This is a genomic window from Microbacterium sp. NPDC089188 (genome assembly GCF_040685155.1).
GTDB lineage: Bacteria > Actinomycetota > Actinomycetes > Actinomycetales > Microbacteriaceae > Microbacterium > Microbacterium galbum.
Genome location: NZ_JBFBHH010000004.1, coordinates 523,043 through 541,102, shown reverse-complemented (window position 1 = coordinate 541,102; position 18,060 = coordinate 523,043). Strand labels below are relative to the sequence as shown.

The following is an 18,060-nucleotide window of genomic DNA, read 5'->3' as shown; positions in this document are numbered from 1 at the left end:
GGGATGGATGCCGGATGACCGCCGCCGACGCCTCCGTCGAGGCCGTCGCGACGACCGCGACGCTGCTGATAGCCCTCGATTTCGACGGCACGCTCTCGCCGCTGGTCGACGAGCCGATGTCGGCGCGCATGACGCCGGACGCCCGCGCGGTGCTCGAGGAGCTCGCGGGCCTCCCGGCGACGACCGTGGCCCTCGTCTCCGGCCGCACGCTCGCCGATCTCCGCGTCATCGCGGAGCACGACGACTCCTCTCCGTGGTGGCTGATGGGCTCGCACGGGGCCGAGGCCTGGGAGCCGGGCTCCGGTGCCGTCGAAGCGGACGACGACGCCGACGACCGCGCGCTGCGCGACCGCCTCACCGCCGAGGTCCGCGACGCCGTCGCCGCGTTCCCCGGAGCGCGGGTCGAGCCCAAGCAGTTCGGGCTCGGACTGCACACCCGGACGGCGGATGCCGATGCCGCCCGCGCCGCGCGGGAGGCGACCGACGCCGTCCTGGCCGCCCGAGCGCCGTCGTGGCGACGGCGCACCGGACACGACATTCTCGAGTTCTCGTTCCGGCACGAGGGCAAGGACTCCGCCGTCGCGCACCTGCGCGAGCGCGTGAGCGCCACGGCGGTGCTCTTCGCCGGCGACGACGTCACCGACGAGGACGCCCTGCGATCGCTGGGGGCGGGCGACCTCGGCGTGCGCGTCGGCGGGGGAGAGACGGCGGCGACGCTGCGGGTCGACGACATCGCGGCCTTCGTGGCGGTCCTCGAGCGGATCGCCCGATTGCGGAGCGCGCACGCGGGGTGAGCGCCGGGGGCAGCGGCCCTCGACGATGAATCCACCGTTCACCGCCCGGGCGGCGTCGCGCGCGTGCCGCTCGCAATAGACTTCGAGAATGCCCGCACCGCAGAATCCGAACACCGGCGAGTTCGACATCAAGCCCCGCAGTCGCGTCGTCACCGACGGCATCGAAGCCACCACGTCGCGCGGAATGCTCCGCGCGGTCGGCATGGGCGACGAGGACTGGGACAAGCCCCAGATCGGCATCGCGTCGAGCTGGAACGAGATCACCCCCTGCAACCTCAGCCTCGACCGGCTCGCGCAGGGCGCCAAAGAAGGCGTCCACGCCGGCGGCGGTTACCCCCTGCAGTTCGGCACCATCTCCGTCTCCGACGGCATCTCCATGGGCCACGAGGGCATGCACTTCTCGCTCGTCTCGCGAGAGGTCATCGCCGACAGCGTCGAGACCGTCATGATGGCCGAGCGCCTCGACGGCTCCGTGCTCCTTGCAGGCTGCGACAAGTCGATCCCGGGCATGCTCATGGCATCCGCCCGTCTCGACCTGTCGAGCGTCTTCCTCTACGCCGGCTCCATCGCCCCGGGCTGGGTGAAGCTCAGCGACGGCACCGAGAAGGACGTCACGATCATCGACTCGTTCGAGGCCGTGGGCGCGTGTCTCGCGGGCAAGATGAGCGAGGCCGACCTCAAGCGCATCGAGTGCGCGATCGCCCCGGGCGAGGGTGCGTGCGGTGGCATGTACACCGCCAACACCATGGCCTCCGTCGCCGAGGCGCTCGGACTGAGCCTCCCCGGTTCGGCCGCCCCGCCCTCCGCCGACCGTCGCCGCGACTACTTCGCCCACCGCTCGGGCGAGGCCGTCGTCAACCTCCTCCGTCAGGGGATCACCACGCGCGACATCCTCACCAAGGAGGCGTTCGAGAACGCCATCGCCCTCGCCATGGCGCTCGGCGGTTCGACCAACGTCGTGCTGCACCTGCTCGCGATCGCGAACGAGGCCGAGGTCGAGCTGAACCTCCACGACTTCAACCGCATCGGCGACCGCACCCCGCACGTGGCCGACATGAAGCCGTTCGGCCAGTACGTCATGAACGACGTCGACCGCCACGGCGGCATCCCCGTGATCATGAAGGCGATGCTCGACGAGGGTCTGCTGCACGGCGACGCGCTCACCGTCACGGGCAAGACGCTCGCCGAGAACCTCGCCGACCTGAACCCCGACCCGGTCGACGGCAAGGTCATCCACTCGTTCGACGACCCGATCCACGCCACCGGCGGCATCACGATCCTGCACGGCTCGATGGCCCCCGAAGGCGCGGTGGTGAAGTCGGCCGGCTTCGACGGCAACGTGTTCGAGGGTCCCGCCCGCGTGTTCGAGCGTGAGCGCGGCGCGATGGACGCCCTCGAGGCCGGCGAGATCGCCGCCGGCGACGTCGTCGTCATCCGCTACGAGGGCCCCAAGGGCGGCCCGGGCATGCGCGAGATGCTCGCCATCACGGCGGCCATCAAGGGCGCGGGGCTCGGAAAAGATGTACTACTCTTGACGGACGGTCGATTCTCAGGCGGCACAACCGGACTGTGCATCGGCCACATAGCTCCCGAAGCGGTGGACGCAGGTCCCATCGCCTTCGTGCGCGATGGTGATCTGATACGGGTCGATATCGCCGCTCGCACTCTCGACTTGATCGTCGATGACGCCGAGCTGAGTTCCCGCCGTGATGGCTGGGAACCGCTTCCCCCGCGCTATACCCGTGGCGTTCTGGCCAAGTACTCCAAGCTCGTGCACTCCGCCGCGGAGGGCGCGGTCACGGGCTGACGGCCGTCCCCTTCTCACCTTCTTACGGTTCTCGAGGTACTCCCATGTCCATCGATTCCCCTACGGCGGCCGTGCCCCGGCCCCCCGCCCGCACCGCCCCGGCGCCCGTGATGACGGGTGCACAGGCGGTCGTCCGCTCGCTCGACCTGCTCGGCGTCACCGATGTGTTCGGCCTGCCGGGCGGAGCGATCATGCCCGTCTACGACCCGCTCATGGACGACGAGCACGTCCGCCACATCCTCGTCCGTCACGAGCAGGGCGCCGGTCACGCGGCCGAGGGCTACGCCGCGGCCTCGGGCAAGGTCGGCGTCGCGATCGCGACGTCGGGCCCCGGCGCGACCAACCTCGTCACCGCGATCGCCGACGCCTACATGGACTCGGTGCCGCTCGTGTGCATCACCGGGCAGGTGTTCTCCACCCTCATGGGTACGGATGCCTTCCAGGAGGCCGACATCGTGGGCATCACGATGCCGATCACGAAGCACTCGTTCCTGGTGAAGACCGCCGAGGAGATCCCCGGCGCGATCGCGGCGGCCTTCGAGATCGCATCGACCGGTCGTCCCGGTCCGGTGCTCGTCGACATCACGAAGGACGCCCAGCAGGCCGAGGCGCCGTTCGTCTGGCCGCCCAAGATCGACCTGCCCGGCTACCGCCCGGTCACCAAGGCGCACGGCAAGCAGATCCAGGCCGCGGCCCACCTGCTCGCCACCGCGCAGAAGCCCGTGCTGTACGTGGGCGGCGGTGCGATCCGCGCCAACGCGGCGGCGGAGCTGAAGGTGCTCGCCGAGGCGACGGGCGCCCCCGTCGTCACCACGCTCATGGCGCGCGGCGCGTTCCCCGACTCCCACGAGCAGCATCTGGGCATGCCCGGCATGCACGGCACCGTCCCCGCCGTCCTCGCCCTGCAGGAGAGCGACCTCATCGTCTCGCTCGGCGCCCGCTTCGACGACCGCGTCACGGGCAAGGCGTCGCTGTTCGCGCCGAACGCCCAGGTGGTGCACGTCGACATCGACCCCGCCGAGATCTCCAAGATCCGCACGGCCGACGTGCCGATCGTGGGTGACCTGAAAGAGGTCCTCGTCGACCTGGACGCCGCGTTCCGCGCCGCCGACGCCGAGCACCCGCACGACTACAGCGAGTGGTGGACCTACCTGAACGGCCTCCGCGAGGAGTTCCCGCTGGGCTACACGCCCACCACCGACGGCCTCCTGTCGCCGCAGCATGTCATCCAGCGCATCGGCGAGATGACCGGACCCGAGGGCGTCTACGCCTCGGGCGTCGGCCAGCACCAGATGTGGGCGGCGCAGTTCATCAAGTACGAGCGTCCGAACGCGTGGCTCAACTCCGGCGGCGCCGGCACCATGGGCTACGCGGTCCCCGCGGCCATGGGCGCCAAGGTGGCCCAGCCCGATCGCGCCGTGTGGGCGATCGACGGTGACGGCTGCTTCCAGATGACCAACCAGGAGCTCGCGACCTGCGTCATCAACGACATCCCGATCAAGGTCGCGATCATCAACAACTCCTCCCTCGGCATGGTGCGCCAGTGGCAGACGCTGTTCTTCGACGGCCGCCACTCCAACACCGACCTCAACACGGGCCACGGCACGCGTCGCATCCCCGACTTCGTGAAGCTCGCCGAGGCGTACGGGTGCCTCGCGATCCGCGTCGAGAAGGAAGACGAGATCGACGCCGCAATCCAGCTCGCGCTGGACACGAACGACCGCCCCGTCGTGATCGACTTCGTCGTGAGTGCGGATGCCATGGTGTGGCCGATGGTCCCGCAGGGCGTCAGCAACAGCTACGTCCAGTACGCGCGCGATCACTCGCCCGCCTTCAACGAGCAGGAGGACTGAGATGTCTCGTCACGTTCTGAGCCTCCTCGTCGAGGACAAGCCGGGTCTGCTGACCCGCGTCGCCGGGCTCTTCGCCCGCCGCGGCTTCAACATCGAATCGCTCGCCGTCGGCGTGACCGAGGTGCCGGGTCTCTCGCGCATCACGGTCGTGGTCGACGTCGAGGGCCTGCCGCTCGAGCAGGTGACGAAGCAGCTCAACAAGCTGATCAACGTCATCAAGATCGTGGAGCTCGACCCCGCGGCATCCGTCCAGCGAGAGCACGTCCTCGTCAAGGTGCGCGCCGACAACGCCAGCCGCTCCAACGTGCTCGAGGTCGTGAACCTCTTCCGCGCCTCGGTCGTCGACTACGCACCCGATGCCATCGTGATCGAGATCACGGGCGACTCGGGCAAGGTCGGTGCGTTCCTCAAGGCCATCGAGCCCTTCGGCGTGAAGGAGCTCGCACAGTCGGGCCTTCTCGCCGTCGGTCGTGGCGGTAAGAGCATCACCGAGCGCGTCCTCCGCGGCTGACCCCGTCGGTCCCCGAGCCGGGCGGTCCTGAGCCTGTCGAAGGGTCCGACTCTCCGAATCCCGTCGGTCCTCGACCCTGTCGAGGGGGCCGACATCCGAACTTCATACGTCCCACAACCCCCGGTCCCTTCGACAAGCTCAGGGACCTGACTCAAGGAGAAACATCCTCATGGCAGAGATCTTCTACGACGACGACGCCGACCTCTCGATCATCCAGGGCAAGAAGGTCGCGATCGTCGGCTACGGCTCGCAGGGTCACGCCCACGCGCAGAACCTGCGCGACTCGGGCGTCGAGGTCGTCATCGCCCTCAAGGACGGCTCCAAGTCGGCCGCCAAGGCGCAGGAGGACGGCTTCGCGGTCAAGAACGTCGCCGACGCGGCCGAGTGGGCCGACCTCATCATGATCCTCGCGCCCGACCAGCACCAGCGCTCGATCTTCGCCGACTCGATCAAGGACAAGCTCACCGAGGGCAAGACGCTCGCCTTCGCGCACGGCTTCAACATCCGCTTCGGCTACATCGACGCCCCCGAGGGCGTGGACGTCATCCTCGTCGCCCCCAAGGCCCCCGGCCACACCGTGCGTCGCGAGTACGTCGCCGGCCGCGGCATCCCCGACATCATCGCCGTCGAGCGCGACGCCTCGGGCTCGGCCTGGGACACCGCCCTCTCGTACGCGAAGGCCATCGGCGGCACCCGCGCCGGCGTCATCAAGACGACCTTCACCGAAGAGACCGAGACCGACCTCTTCGGCGAGCAGGCCGTGCTCTGCGGTGGCATGAGCCACCTCGTGCAGGCCGGTTTCGAGACCCTCACCGAGGCGGGCTACCAGCCGCAGATCGCGTACTTCGAGGTGCTGCACGAGCTCAAGCTCATCGTCGACCTCATGTGGGAGGGCGGCATCGCCAAGCAGCGCTGGTCGATCTCCGACACCGCCGAGTACGGCGACTACGTCTCGGGCCCGCGCGTCATCTCGCCCGACGTCAAGGAGAGCATGAAGGCCGTCCTCGCCGACATCCAGTCGGGCGCGTTCGCCGAGCGCTTCATCGCCGACCAGGACAAGGGCGCCCCCGAGTTCCTCGAGCTCCGCGAGAAGGAGCAGGGTCACCCCATCGAGGCCACCGGCAAGGAGCTCCGCGGCCTCTTCGCGTGGAAGCAGCAGGACAGCGACTACGTCGAGGGCTCGGCTGCGCGCTGATCTCCCGATCGTCTCGAACGCCCCGGGGCTCCGGCCGCGGGGCGTTCGCCGTTCGGCGGGACGTCTTCGGTTCCGGATGCCGCGCACCCGGCGTGATCGGCGGGGCGCGACCCGGCCGAGGGAGAGCCCGCTACCGTGGGAACGTGAGCACTCCGCGCGATGACGACGCCCTCTCGTGGGGCGGTGACGACGACCCGACCCTCGACGTCGGCGAGAAGCGCGCGACCGAGGTGCGACCGTCGGATCCCGTGCAGCCCGTGTCGAGCGAGCCCGAGCCGCTGCAGCCGGCGGCCGAGCCGGAGCCGCTGCAGCCCGCCGCGACGTCGGCGTCGCGGACTTCGCAGGTGGCGGCATCCGCGGTGCACGACGCCCCCGCCGACGCCGGGCCGGCCGATGACGACCACGACGCGGATGCCGACTCCTCGGCGCCGCTGGGCAACGTCGGCCTCGTGGGCATCGGCATGGTCGCCGCGACGTTCCTGCTCTTCGCCCTCGGCTGGCTCCTCGCCGGTCTGCGACTGCGCAGCCTGGGGCTGCCGATCCCCGACGTCACGCTGATCGCCCTCACCGCGGGAGCCGTGCTGGCCCCGCTCGTGTGGTTCGTGGCGGTCCTGGTGCTCACCCGCGCATGGCGGACATGGCAGCGATTCCTGCTGCTGATCGTGGGAATCGTGCTGCTCGTCCCCTGGCCGTTCCTGTCGGTGGGAGCAATCGCATGAGCACCGCCACGCGCACGCGCGTCCTGCCCACATGGGTCGTCGTGGCCATCGCCGGCCTCTTCGGGCTGTTCTACGCCTACGTCGTCTGGAGCGCGGTCGCGCTGCTCATCACGCAGGCGACCGGTCCGCTGGGTCTCAACACCCTCGGGTGGGTGGTCTACATCCTCCCGATCATCTTCCCCCTGCTCACGTTCGCGGTCGCCTTCGCGATCGGTGCGCGCCGTGCGGCGGGGGCGTTCGCCCTGACGATGCTCGCGGGTCTCACCCTCTCGGCGGCGTTCTGGCTCGCGATCGTCGGCTACGGAGCGACGTCGTACGGGCTCTACGGGGGCTGAGGCGGGCGACTTCGGCCTCCGGCCGTGCGCCCCGCGGCGAAGCGGTGTCGTGCCGGCGTCCGATCGGGCGCCCCGCGGCGTGACGTCGTCGTGCCGGCATCCGTTCGTGCGCCCGCGGCGTGACGTCGTCGCGCCGGCATCCCGAACCGTGGGCAGAAGCCGAGCCGCCGGGAGATGCCGCCTCGCGGCGTGACCGAGGGGCCGCGCGAGCCCGTGCGTCGCCGTCGTCGACGGGCCGAGGCGTCCGGCGTCATACGGTCGGGCGCCGTCGCGGGGCCGCGCTAGGCTGACACACGGCCCGCACGGGTCGTGCGCCCGGTTCGCGCCGGCGGTGCGCGGCGGTGCGCGCCGGTCCCCAGCACCGTTTCGAAGGACGCATCCGTGACGAAGCCCGTCGTGCTCATCGCCGAAGAACTCTCTCCCGCCACGATCGACGCGCTCGGCCCCGACTTCGACGTGCGCAACGTCGACGGGACCGACCGCCCCGCGCTGCTCTCGGCCCTCGCCGACGCGCACGCGGTGCTCGTGCGCTCGGCCACCCAGATCGATGCCGAGGCGCTTGCCGCGGCTCCCTCGCTCAAGGTCGTCGCCCGCGCCGGGGTCGGCCTCGACAACGTCGACATCAAGTCGGCCACCGCCGCAGGTGTCATGGTCGTGAACGCCCCGACCTCCAACATCATCTCGGCCGCCGAGCTGACCGTAGGCCATGTGCTGAGCCTCGCGCGCCGCATCCCCGCCGCGCATGCCTCTCTCGCGCAGGGCCTGTGGAAGCGCAGCTCCTTCACCGGCACCGAGCTCTTCGAGAAGACGATCGGCATTATCGGCCTCGGACGCATCGGCGCCCTCATCGCCGCGCGCCTTCAGGGATTCGACATGCGCGTCATCGCGTACGACCCCTACGTCACGGCCGCGCGTGCGCAGCAGCTCGGCGTGCAGCTGGTCTCGCTCGACGAACTCCTCGAGCAGAGCGACTTCGTCACGATCCACATGCCGAAGACGCCCGAGACGACCGGCATGATCGGCGCCGAGCAGCTGCGCCGCATGAAGAACTCCGCGTACGTCATCAACGTCGCGCGCGGCGGCCTCATCGACGAAGAGGCGCTGTTCGACGCCCTCACCTCGGGCGAGATCGCGGGGGCCGGCCTCGACGTCTTCTCGACCGAGCCCCCCGCCGAGGGCGGCCCCGCCCGCAAGCTCCTCGACCTTCCGAACGTCGTGGTCACCCCGCATCTCGGGGCCAGCACGGAGGAGGCGCAGGAGAAGGCCGGCGTCTCCGTCGCCCGTTCGGTCAAGCTCGCCCTCGAGGGCGACCTCGTCCCGGATGCCGTGAACGTCGCCGGGGGAGCGATCGACCCGTTCGTGCGTCCCGGTATCGCCCTGGTCGAGATGCTCGGTCAGTTCTTCAGCGGTCTCGCCGACAGCGCGCTCACGAGCCTGGACATCGAGGTGCGCGGAGAGCTCGCGCAGTACGACGTGAGCGTCTACCGCCTCGCGGCGCTGAAGGGCTACTTCAGCCGCATCGTCAGTGAAACGGTGTCCTACGTGAACGCCCCGCTCTTCGCCGAGCAGCGCGGCGTCGAGGCGCGCTTGGTCGTCGAGGCCGAGAGCCCGCTGTACCGCAACATCACGATCCTCCGCGGCACCCTCGCGGACGGCTCGACCCTCACGGTGGCCGGTACGCTCGCCGGCACTCGCATGGTGCCCAAGGTCGTCGCGATCAACGGCTACGACATCGAGGTGCCGATCGAGCAGCACCACATCGTCATGCGCTACGCCGACCGCCCCGGCATCGTCGCGATCTACGGCCAGAAGCTCGGTGAGGCCGGCATCAACATCGCGGGTCTCCAGGTGGCGGCCCAGGATGCCACGGGCCGCGCGCTGTCGGTGCTCACGGTGGACTCGCCGGTTCCCGACGAGATCCTCGGTGCGATGCGCGAGTCCGTCGGCGCCGATCTGTTCCGGCAGATCGAGATCATCGAGGGCTGAGTCCCGGACGCATCACGGGGGAGGGGGTCGCTGCGGCGGCCCCCTTTTCTCATTCGAAGGGCGGTGCCGCGTCGCGTTGCGGACTGGCTGCCTCAGGTGGTGGCAGCCACCACGGCGTCGATGAGCTTGTCGAGCTCCGGTCCCTCGAGGGTCGGGCCGGGGACGGCGTTGAGGTCGAGGACCGCGTTGAAGTAGAGCCCGTCGCTGACCAGCAGCACCATCTGCAGCGCCGTCTCGTCGCGCGTGTGCGCGCGGAGGCTCTCCTCCCACAGTTCGCGCACCCGGCGAAGCGAGGCGGATGCCGCATCGTTGCCGTTCTGGGCGAGCCGTGAGACGGCGAGGATGGTCACATCGAGCGGGGACCCGGTGTTCTGCGACGAACGAAGATGCGCCGCGACGACGCCTTCGGCGGACTTCTCGATCTCGTCGACGTCTTCCTGCGCCAGGCGCTCGAGGCGGTCGACCAGTGCCGCTTCGAGAGCGCTCTTCGAGTTGAAGTGGTAGAGCAGGCCGCCCTTCGACACGCCGGCGCCGCGCGCCGTGGCATCCATCGTCGCGGCGCGCTCGCCCTCGTCGACGAGGATCCGTGTGAAGGCGTCGAGGACGGCTTCGCGGGCGAGAGGGGGGCGACTCATGACTCCTCGATCGTACTGGCGGGTGGGACCTCGGACCTGATACTATACCGGCTGGACGGTTAAGAAACGGATCGGAAGAATGCTCACCTCGTCGATGCCCACCTCAGAGATCACCGTGACCCGCGCCGGGTGGCGCGGGTGGTTCGCGCTGGCGGTGCTCATGCTGCCCGTGCTGCTGGTCTCGGTCGACAACACGGTGCTGAGTTTCGCGCTGCCCGAGATCGCACTGTCGCTGCAGCCGTCCAGCATCGAGCAGCTGTGGATCATCGATGTCTACCCGCTCGTGCTCGCGGGCCTGCTCGTCACGATGGGCACCTTGGGCGACCGGTTCGGCCGTCGGCGTCTGCTGTTGATCGGCGCGACCGGCTTCGCGGCCGTCTCCGCACTGTCGGCCTTCGCGCCCACGGCGGCCCTGCTCATCGCCGGCCGCGCCCTCATGGGCGTCTTCGGCGCCATGCTGATGCCGTCGACGCTGTCGCTCCTGCGCAGCATCTTCCGCGACCGCGATCAGCGGCGCTTCGCCATCGCCATCTGGGCGTCGGGTTTCTCGGCGGGCGCCGCCCTCGGGCCGATCGTCGGAGGCTTCCTCCTCGAGCACTTCTCGTGGGGATCGGTGTTCCTCATGGCGGTGCCCGTGCTCATCCCCCTCCTGATCCTCGCCCCGTTCTTCGTGCCCGAGAGTCGCGACCCGCACCCCGGCCGCTTCGACCCCGTCAGCGTGCTGCTCTCGCTCGCGACGATGGTCCCGATCGTCTACGGCATCAAGAAGCTCGCCGTCGACGGCCCGCTTTCGCTCGCCCCGGCGCTCTTCGTCGTCGGCATCGTCTTCGGATGGCTGTTCGTGCGCCGTCAGCGCTCGCTGCCCACGCCGATGCTCGACATGTCGCTGTTCCGTCGAGGCACCTTCTCCGGCGCCATCCTCGTGAACCTGCTCAGCGTGGTCGGACTCGTCGGATTCCTCTACTTCGTCGCGCAGCACCTGCAGCTGGTCGTGGGGCTGTCGCCGATGGTCGCGGGCTTCGCGCTCCTGCCCGGGCTCGTACTCATGATCGTCTCCGGACTCGCCGTGGTGCCGGTCGCGAAGCGGTTCGCCCCGCGCGTGGTCGTGCCCGTCGCGCTCACGTTCTCTGTCGTCGCGTATGTCCTCGTCGCGCTCTCGACCGCCGACCTCGTCCAGCTCATCGTGGCGTTCGGCCTGCTGGGCATCGGTATCGGTGCCGCCGAGACCGTGTCGAACGAGTTGATCCTGTCGAGCGCTCCCTCGGCCAAGGCCGGTGCCGCGAGCGCCGTCTCCGAGACGGCCTACGAGGTCGGCGCGGTGCTGGGCACCGCCGTGCTCGGTGGCATCCTCGCGGCCTTCTATCGGGCGCAGCTGGTGCTCCCGGCGGGGCTCCCGGATGCCGCGGCCCAGGCGGCCCGCGAAACCCTCGCCGGGGCCGTGGCGGTGTCGCAGACCCTCGACGACCCGGCGCTGGCGGACGCCCTGCGGCTCGCCGCCGCGCACGCCTTCGACTCCGGCGTGGTCATCACGGCCTTGATCGGCGCGGGGCTGATCGTCGTGGCCGCGGTGATCGCTGCCACTACCCTGGGAGGAACCCGCGGCGCGTCGACGAAGTGACGTGCCCCGAGCTCTGAGGAGAGCGATGTCGCGTGTCGTGAAGCTGGCCGTCATCCCCGGTGACGGCATCGGTCCCGAAGTCGTCGCCGAGGCCGTCAAGGTGCTCGACGCCGTCACCGCCGAGTCGGATGTCGTCTTCGACAAGACGCCCTTCTCGCTCGGCGCCGGGCGCTACCTCGAGACCGGCGACACGCTCACCGACGACGACCTTGCCGCGATCGCGGGCCACGACGCGATTCTGCTCGGCGCCGTCGGCGGGGTCCCCGGCGACCCGCGCCTGAAGGACGCGAACATCGAACGCGGCCTGCTGCTGAAGCTCCGCTTCGAGCTCGACCACTACGTCAACCTGCGACCGTCGAAGCTCTACCCCGGCGCCGCGGGCCCCCTGGCAGACCCGGGCGACATCGACTTCGTCGTCGTGCGCGAGGGGACCGAGGGGCCGTACGTCGGCAACGGCGGTGCCATCCGCCGCGGAACCCCGCACGAGGTCGCCAACGAGACCTCGGTCAACACGGCCTACGGCGTCGAGCGCGTCGTTCGGTACGCCTTCGCCCTGGCCGAGCGCCGTCGCCGCACGCTCACGCTCGTGCACAAGACCAACGTGCTCGTCCACGCGGGCGGCATGTGGAAGCGCATCGTGGATGCCGTGGCATCCGAGTTCCCGGGGGTCGACGTAGACTACCTGCACGTCGACGCGGCGACGATCTTCCTGGTCACGAACCCGGGCCGCTTCGACGTGATCGTCACCGACAACCTCTTCGGCGACATCCTGACCGACCTGGCCGGCGCCGTCACCGGTGGCATCGGTCTCGCCGCTTCGGGCAACATCAACCCCGACGGCGCGTTCCCCTCGATGTTCGAGCCCGTGCACGGATCGGCGCCCGACATCGCGGGAAGCCAGAAAGCCGACCCCACGGCTGCGATCCTCTCCGTCGCGCTGCTGCTCGATCATCTCGGGCTCACCGACGAATCCGCCCGCGTCACCCGCGCGGTGGAGGACGACATCGCCCGCCGCGAGGGCTCGCGCACCACCGCTCAGATCGGCGACGCGATCGCCGCGCGCGTCCAGGCGTAACCTGGACCGACCGGCCCGCTTCGCCCCTCGGCATACGAAGAGTTTTGGATCAAGATGACCACGATCGACACCGACCCCGACACCGGACTCGACCCGCTCGAGTTCTCCGTCACGCGCAACCTCGCGGCCAAGAGCACCGCCGACCGCGACGCGATCCTCGCCAGCCCCGGCTTCGGGCAGAGCTTCACCGACCACATGGTCGACATCTGCTGGTCGGTCCGCGGCGGCTGGCACCGCCCCCGAGTGTCTCCGTACGGCCCGATCTCGCTCGACCCCGCGGCCGCCGTGCTGCACTACGGCCAGGAGATCTTCGAGGGCATCAAGGCCTACCGTCACGCCGACGGGTCGGTCCACACCTTCCGGCCCGATCAGAACGGGCGACGGCTGCAGCGCTCGGCCCGCCGTCTTGCCCTGCCCGAACTGCCGGTTCCCTACTTCCTCCAGTCGCTGCGCGAGCTCATCGCCGTCGACGGTGCCTGGGTGCCCTCCGGCGAAGACCAGAGCCTCTACCTGCGGCCCTTCATGTTCGCGAAGGAGGCGTTCCTCGGGGTGCGCCCCGCCCACAAGGTCGCGTACTACCTGATCGCCAGCCCGGCCGGCGCCTACTTCAAGGGCGGCGTCCAGCCGGTCTCGATCTGGCTGAGCGAGGACTACTCGCGCGCGGGCAAGGGCGGCACGGGGGCGGCCAAGACCGGCGGCAACTACGCCGCGAGCCTCCTTCCCCAGTCCGAGGCCTACGAGAACGAGTGCGACCAGGTCGTCTTCCTCGACCAGGATCGCAATGTCGAAGAGCTCGGCGGCATGAACGTCGTCTTCGTCTACAAGGACGGCACCATCGTCACTCCGCAGTCCGACTCGATCCTCGAGGGCATCACGCGCGACTCGCTTCTGCAGCTGGCGCGCGACCGCGGCCACCACGTCGAGGGGCGCAACGTCTCGCTGACCGAGTGGCGCGAGGGCGTGGCATCCGGAGACATCGTCGAGGTGTTCGCGTGCGGCACCGCTGCCGTGGTCACCCCGATCGGCATCCTCAAGGGACGCGACTTCATCGACGAGCAGCCCTCGGGCACGCTCGCCCTCGAACTGCGCGAGGAGCTGACGAACATCCAGTACGGTCGCGCGGAAGACAAGCACGGCTGGTTGTACCGCCTCGACGCCTGATCCGCGTCGTCGGATGGAGGGGTTCCCGGATGCCGGGGGCCCCTTCGTCGCGTGCACAGAGAACTTCGACAAGCTCAGCCCCCGACGTCGCAGCCGCAACGGGAGCGAGGTCCCTGAGCCTGTCGAAGGGACCGGGCCCCGCCCGTATCGGACCTCGCGGATAGGCTGGCCCGGTGAAGATCGCTCGATTCAGCCACCAGGACGCCCTCCGCTACGGCATCGTCGACGACGACCACGTCGTCGTGCTCGAGGGTGACCCCATGTTCGCCGGGTTCGACACCACGGGTGAGCGCATCCCCCTCTCCGACGTGACGCTGCTGGCCCCCGTCATCCCGCGCTCGAAGGTCGTGTGCATCGGTAAGAACTACCACGACCACGCTGCCGAGATGGGGGGTGAGGCGCCCGCCGAGCCCCTGATGTTCCTCAAGCCGAACACCTCCGTCATCGGCCCGAACGACGTCATCGTGCGCCCGACGGCCCTCAGCTCGCAGACCGACTACGAGGGCGAACTCGCCGTCGTCATCGGCCGTATCGCCAAGAACGTCCCGGTCGAGCGGGCGGGTGAGTACATCTTCGGCTACACCGTCGCCAACGACGTCACCGCGCGCGATCTGCAGCGCAGCGACGGCCAGTGGTCGCGCGCGAAGGGGTTCGACACCTTCTGCCCCGTCGGCCCGGTCATCGAGACCGACCTCGACGTCTCATCGGCCACGATCGTGACCCGCGTGAACGGCGAGGTCCGTCAGGACGGCCCGGTCTCCGACATGATCCACGACATCCCGACCCTCGTCGCCTACGCCTCCGCGGTGTTCACGCTGCTTCCGGGCGACCTGATCCTGACGGGAACGCCCGCCGGGATCGGCTCCTTCGGTGCGGGCGACGTCGTCGAGGTCGAGATCGGCGGCATCGGGCTGCTGCGCAACACCGTCCGCGATGCCTGACACCGCCGCGCCGGCGGGTGTCGACCTCGTCGCCACGCAGCGCCGTACGGTGCGCGTGCTCGCGGCGGGGCAGGTGCTCACCGGCGTGGCCTTCGGGGCGACGCTCTCGCTCGGCGCCCTCCTCGCCGCCGACCTGTCGGGCCAGGAGGCGCTGTCGGGCTTCGCGACCGCCTCGGTGACGCTGGGGGCCGCGTTGACGGCGATCCCTCTCGCGCGTCTCGCTGCGCGCCGGGGGAGGCGCCTCGCGCTGACCACCGGCAACATCGCCGCGCTGACGGGCATCGCGGTGGTCATCGCCGCGGCGGCGTTGCGCGCCTTCCCCCTGCTGCTCGTGGGGATCGCGTTGATCGGAGCCGGCAACGCCGCGACCCTGCAGTCGCGTTTCGCCGCGACCGATCTCGCACCCACCGCCCGGCGGGGCCGCGACCTCGCCACGGTCGTCTGGGCGACCACGGTGGGTGGAGTGGTCGGTCCGCTCCTGCTCGCTCCCGGCGAACTCCTCGGGGCGAGCATCGGGATGCCGCGCCTCACCGGGGCGTACCTCTTCTCGTTCGCGGCCCAGGCGTGCGCCTTCGCGCTCTACGTGCTCGTCCTGCGCCCGGATCCGCTGCTGCTCGCCCAGCGCCTCGATCGTGAGAGCACGGCATCCGCCCCTGCCGTGCCGCAGGCCGACCGTCCCGCGCTCGCGCGCTTCGCGATGCTCGCGGTCGCCGCCTCGCACGTGACGATGGCGTCGGTCATGGCGATGACGCCCGTCCACCTGTCCCACATCGTCGCCCCGGACGCCGTCACCCTGGCCGTCGGCGTGACGATCGCCCTCCACGTGTTCGGGATGTACGGGCTGTCGCCGGTGTTCGGCATCCTGGCCGACCGCCGGGGGCGGATCCCCGTCATCGTGCTCGGGCAGGTGCTGCTCGCGGCTTCGCTCGCCACCGCGTCGGCTTTCGGTGGCTCCCAGGCTGGCGTCCTGGTGGCGCTGGTGCTGCTCGGCCTCGGATGGAGCGCGGCGACGGTGGCCGGCTCCGCCCTGCTCACCGAGGCGACGCCGGTGGCGCTGCGGCCGCGTCGTCAGGGACGCAGCGACACGCTGATGACGGCGTGCGCGGCTGCGGGCTCCGTGCTCGCGGGCGTGATCCTCGGCCTCGTCGGGTACGGCGGTCTCGCCCTCTGGGCGCTCGTTCCGGTGGCCGTGGTCTGCATCGCCGCCGTCGTGGCGCTCCGCACCCGCGCGTGAGTCCCCGAGAATAGTCGCTTTCGAGCCCTACCAGGCGACAATTCTCGGCACCTCGCACGGGGAGTGGGTCAGATCGCGTAGACCAGGCCGTCGAAGGCCGAGAGGTTCTCGATCCCGCGCACGCCGAGCGCATGCAGGGCGCGGTCGACGTCGCGCTCGTCGTTGAAGACGTGAAAGGCCACCCGGGCGCGACCCGCGCGGCCCGACGCTGTGATGCCGTGGGCGGTGAGCTGCGCGAGGGCTTCGCCGGTGGCATCCGGCCAGGTGACGATGGCCGAGGGGCGCTCGGGGTGAGCCAGGCCCAGGCCGTCGCGGAAGCGCGCGGCGAGGCCCGTGGTGTGCGTGTACGTCGCGGTGATGTCGGCATCGGCGAACAGAGCCAGGGCGGGAGCGGCGCCGACGAAGGCCTGCCACGCCGGCGAGACGTCGAAGCGGCGCGCGTCGGGGGCGAGCACGCCGCCCGTTCCGTAACACGACGACCACGGGTCGTCGCCGGAGTACCAGCCGGCCTGCACCGGTCGGATCTCGTGGGCGAACGCGGGTGAGATGGTGAGGAACGAGACGCCGCGGGGGCAGCACAGCCACTTGTAGGCGTGGCACACGGTCGCGTCGAACATCGTCGCGTCGACGGGCAGCCACCCTGCGGCCTGCGTGAGGTCGCAGAGCGTCCGCGCACCCGCGCGTGCGGCGGCGGCGGCGATGCCCACGGCATCCGCCACGTCGCCGGTGGCCGACTGCACGAGCGAGAAGGCCACGAGCCAGGTGTCGGCGGACACAGCGGCCGCGAGCTCCGAGAGGGGAGCGGTGCGCAACCGGATGCCTCGACCCGCGTGGGCGAAGGGCGCGACGAGCGAGGAGAAGTCGCCCTCGGCGCAGAGCACCTCGGCGCCGTCGGGAACCGAGGCGGCGATGAGCGCGACCTGCACCGACGTCTGCGATCCGATTGCGACGTCGCCCCGCGGCGCGCTCACCAGGCGGGCGTACGACGCGCGGGCGTCCTCCACTGCCTGCGAGGCCGCGACGACGTCGGGGCGACCGGATGCCGCGGCGTCGAGATCCGCGCGGACGGCGCGCACCGTCTCGCGCGACGGTAGGCCGAGGGTGCAGGCGGCGAGGTAGTCGCGGCCGCCGGCGAAGTGCGAGGCGAGGCTGCTCATGGAACCAGGTTCGTCCGTCAGCGCCTATTGCACTAGGGCAGGTGTTGCATGAGAAGCATCCATCCTGCTTATGTGTTCGGATGAGCGACATCGACGAGGGCCTCGACGCCCACGGCCTGCGGGTCGTCAAAGCGATCGCCGACACCGGATCGATCACCGCCGCGGCGCGTGCCCTCGGCTACAGCCAGCCCGCGGTCAGTCAGCAGTTGCGGCGCCTCGAGCAGCGCGCGGGCATGCCCATCGTCGAGCGCGTCGGGCGTGGGGTGCGCCTCACCGAGGCCGGCTGGGTGCTCGCCCGGCACGCGGCCACGGTGACGACGGCCCTCGATGCCGCCGCGGGCGACCTCGCGGAGCTGAGGGGGCTGCGCGCCGGACGCGTGCGGATCGCGGCGTTCCCCTCCGCCTCGTCGACCGTCGTGCCCCGCGTCATCGCCGCGGTCACGGCCCGCCGCCCCGGCGTCTCGATCAGCTTCGTCGAGGCGGAGCCGCCCGAGGCCATCTCGGCGGTGCGCGAGGATCGCGCCGACATCGCGCTCATCTACAGCTACCCCGGCGACCGCCGGGAGCAGCTCGCCCAGGCCGCCGCCGGGCTCTCGGTGCGCCGTCTCGGCGACGACGACACCGTCGTGGTCGTCCCCGCCGAGCACCCGGCCGCCACCGACGACCCGATCGACCTCTCGCAGCTCGCGGGGGAGCGATGGATCGCGGGCTGCCCCCAGTGCCGCGGGCACCTGCTCGAGGCCTGCGGGCGGGCGGGCTTCACCCCCGACATCGCGTTCGAGACCGACAACTACATCGCCGTCGAGAACCTCGTCGCGCTCGGCGTCGGCATGGCGATCCTGCCGCGCATGGCGGTGGCATCCCTTCCCCTTCCCGCCGGGATCGCGGTGCCGCGCCTCCCCGCCGCCGAAGCCCGGACGCTGCACGTCGTCACCGCCCGCGGCGCCGAGAGTGTGCCCGCGGTCGGTGCGGCCCTCGAGGTCGTGGCGGAGGTGCTGGCCGACCATCGGTCCGGTAACGCCCGCCGGTAGGATCGAGG

General features: G+C 70.6%; 16 protein-coding genes. 14 read left to right on the top strand and 2 right to left on the bottom strand.

From position 1 onward, the window contains the following. Positions 1 to 14 precede the first annotated feature (14 nt). From otsB to serA, 8 genes are all read left to right on the top strand, one after another. On the top strand, positions 15 to 794 hold the full coding sequence (gene otsB, locus AB0N80_RS15740) for a trehalose-phosphatase (protein ID WP_363579303.1): 780 nt from the start codon (positions 15 to 17) through the stop codon (positions 792 to 794). Positions 795 to 882: 88 nt separating this feature from the next. After that, positions 883 to 2,601 (top strand): dihydroxy-acid dehydratase, encoded by a 1,719-nt coding sequence (ilvD, locus tag AB0N80_RS15735; RefSeq protein WP_315995462.1) that lies wholly within the window; start codon positions 883 to 885, stop codon positions 2,599 to 2,601. A gap of 44 nt (positions 2,602 to 2,645) precedes the next feature. After that, positions 2,646 to 4,454, top strand: coding sequence for an acetolactate synthase large subunit (locus AB0N80_RS15730; RefSeq protein ID WP_363579301.1), 1,809 nt, complete (start codon positions 2,646 to 2,648; stop codon positions 4,452 to 4,454). A 1-nt stretch (position 4,455) separates the two neighbouring features. Continuing rightward, positions 4,456 to 4,965 carry an acetolactate synthase small subunit gene (gene ilvN / locus AB0N80_RS15725; RefSeq protein ID WP_315995464.1) on the top strand — a complete coding sequence of 170 codons (510 nt, stop codon included), beginning with the start codon at positions 4,456 to 4,458 and terminating at the stop codon, positions 4,963 to 4,965. Positions 4,966 to 5,134: 169 nt separating this feature from the next. Further along, positions 5,135 to 6,160 carry a ketol-acid reductoisomerase gene (gene ilvC / locus AB0N80_RS15720; RefSeq protein ID WP_363579299.1) on the top strand — a complete coding sequence of 342 codons (1,026 nt, stop codon included), beginning with the start codon at positions 5,135 to 5,137 and terminating at the stop codon, positions 6,158 to 6,160. Positions 6,161 to 6,303: 143 nt separating this feature from the next. After that, the gene (locus tag AB0N80_RS15715; RefSeq protein ID WP_363579297.1) at positions 6,304 to 6,879 is read left to right on the top strand and encodes a DNA polymerase III subunit gamma/tau; all 576 of its coding nucleotides are present in this window, start codon (positions 6,304 to 6,306) and stop codon (positions 6,877 to 6,879) included. Further along, complete coding sequence (locus AB0N80_RS15710; RefSeq protein WP_363579295.1) at positions 6,876 to 7,214, top strand: bacitracin resistance protein; 339 nt, start codon at positions 6,876 to 6,878, stop codon at positions 7,212 to 7,214. Before AB0N80_RS15715 ends, AB0N80_RS15710 begins: the two co-directional genes overlap by 4 nt. Positions 7,215 to 7,595: 381 nt before the next feature. Then, complete coding sequence (serA, locus tag AB0N80_RS15705) at positions 7,596 to 9,200, top strand: phosphoglycerate dehydrogenase (RefSeq protein ID WP_363392010.1); 1,605 nt, start codon at positions 7,596 to 7,598, stop codon at positions 9,198 to 9,200. A gap of 92 nt (positions 9,201 to 9,292) precedes the next feature. On the opposite strand, the gene AB0N80_RS15700 is transcribed toward serA, so the two are convergent. Next, positions 9,293 to 9,835: a TetR/AcrR family transcriptional regulator gene (locus AB0N80_RS15700; RefSeq protein ID WP_315995469.1), complete on the bottom strand. Its 543-nt coding sequence runs from the start codon at positions 9,833 to 9,835 to the stop codon at positions 9,293 to 9,295. Positions 9,836 to 9,929: 94 nt separating this feature from the next. On the opposite strand from AB0N80_RS15700, the gene AB0N80_RS15695 reads away from it, so the two are divergent. The 5 genes from AB0N80_RS15695 to AB0N80_RS15675 all read left to right on the top strand — a co-directional run bounded on the left by AB0N80_RS15695 (position 9,930) and on the right by AB0N80_RS15675 (position 15,864). Continuing rightward, complete coding sequence (locus AB0N80_RS15695; RefSeq protein WP_363392008.1) at positions 9,930 to 11,453, top strand: MFS transporter; 1,524 nt, start codon at positions 9,930 to 9,932, stop codon at positions 11,451 to 11,453. 25 nt (positions 11,454 to 11,478) lie between these two features. Further along, positions 11,479 to 12,528 (top strand): 3-isopropylmalate dehydrogenase, encoded by a 1,050-nt coding sequence (locus AB0N80_RS15690; RefSeq protein WP_363579293.1) that lies wholly within the window; start codon positions 11,479 to 11,481, stop codon positions 12,526 to 12,528. Positions 12,529 to 12,582: 54 nt separating this feature from the next. After that, a complete protein-coding gene (locus AB0N80_RS15685; protein ID WP_363392004.1) occupies positions 12,583 to 13,689 on the top strand; it encodes a branched-chain amino acid aminotransferase in 1,107 nt (368 codons plus the stop codon). A 173-nt stretch (positions 13,690 to 13,862) separates the two neighbouring features. After that, complete coding sequence (locus tag AB0N80_RS15680) at positions 13,863 to 14,630, top strand: fumarylacetoacetate hydrolase family protein (RefSeq protein WP_363579291.1); 768 nt, start codon at positions 13,863 to 13,865, stop codon at positions 14,628 to 14,630. Next, positions 14,623 to 15,864, top strand: a complete 1,242-nt coding sequence (locus AB0N80_RS15675; RefSeq protein WP_363579289.1) for an MFS transporter — start codon at positions 14,623 to 14,625, stop codon at positions 15,862 to 15,864. The genes AB0N80_RS15680 and AB0N80_RS15675 overlap by 8 nt, the downstream gene beginning before the upstream one ends. A 68-nt stretch (positions 15,865 to 15,932) precedes the next feature. Here the strand turns inward: AB0N80_RS15675 and AB0N80_RS15670 are convergent, their stop codons facing one another. Beyond that, positions 15,933 to 17,021 carry an aminotransferase class V-fold PLP-dependent enzyme gene (locus AB0N80_RS15670; RefSeq protein WP_315995475.1) on the bottom strand — a complete coding sequence of 363 codons (1,089 nt, stop codon included), beginning with the start codon at positions 17,019 to 17,021 and terminating at the stop codon, positions 15,933 to 15,935. 80 nt (positions 17,022 to 17,101) lie between these two features. On the opposite strand from AB0N80_RS15670, the gene AB0N80_RS15665 reads away from it, so the two are divergent. Then, positions 17,102 to 18,052, top strand: coding sequence for a LysR family transcriptional regulator (locus tag AB0N80_RS15665; protein ID WP_363579287.1), 951 nt, complete (start codon positions 17,102 to 17,104; stop codon positions 18,050 to 18,052). Positions 18,053 to 18,060: the final 8 nt, after the last annotated feature.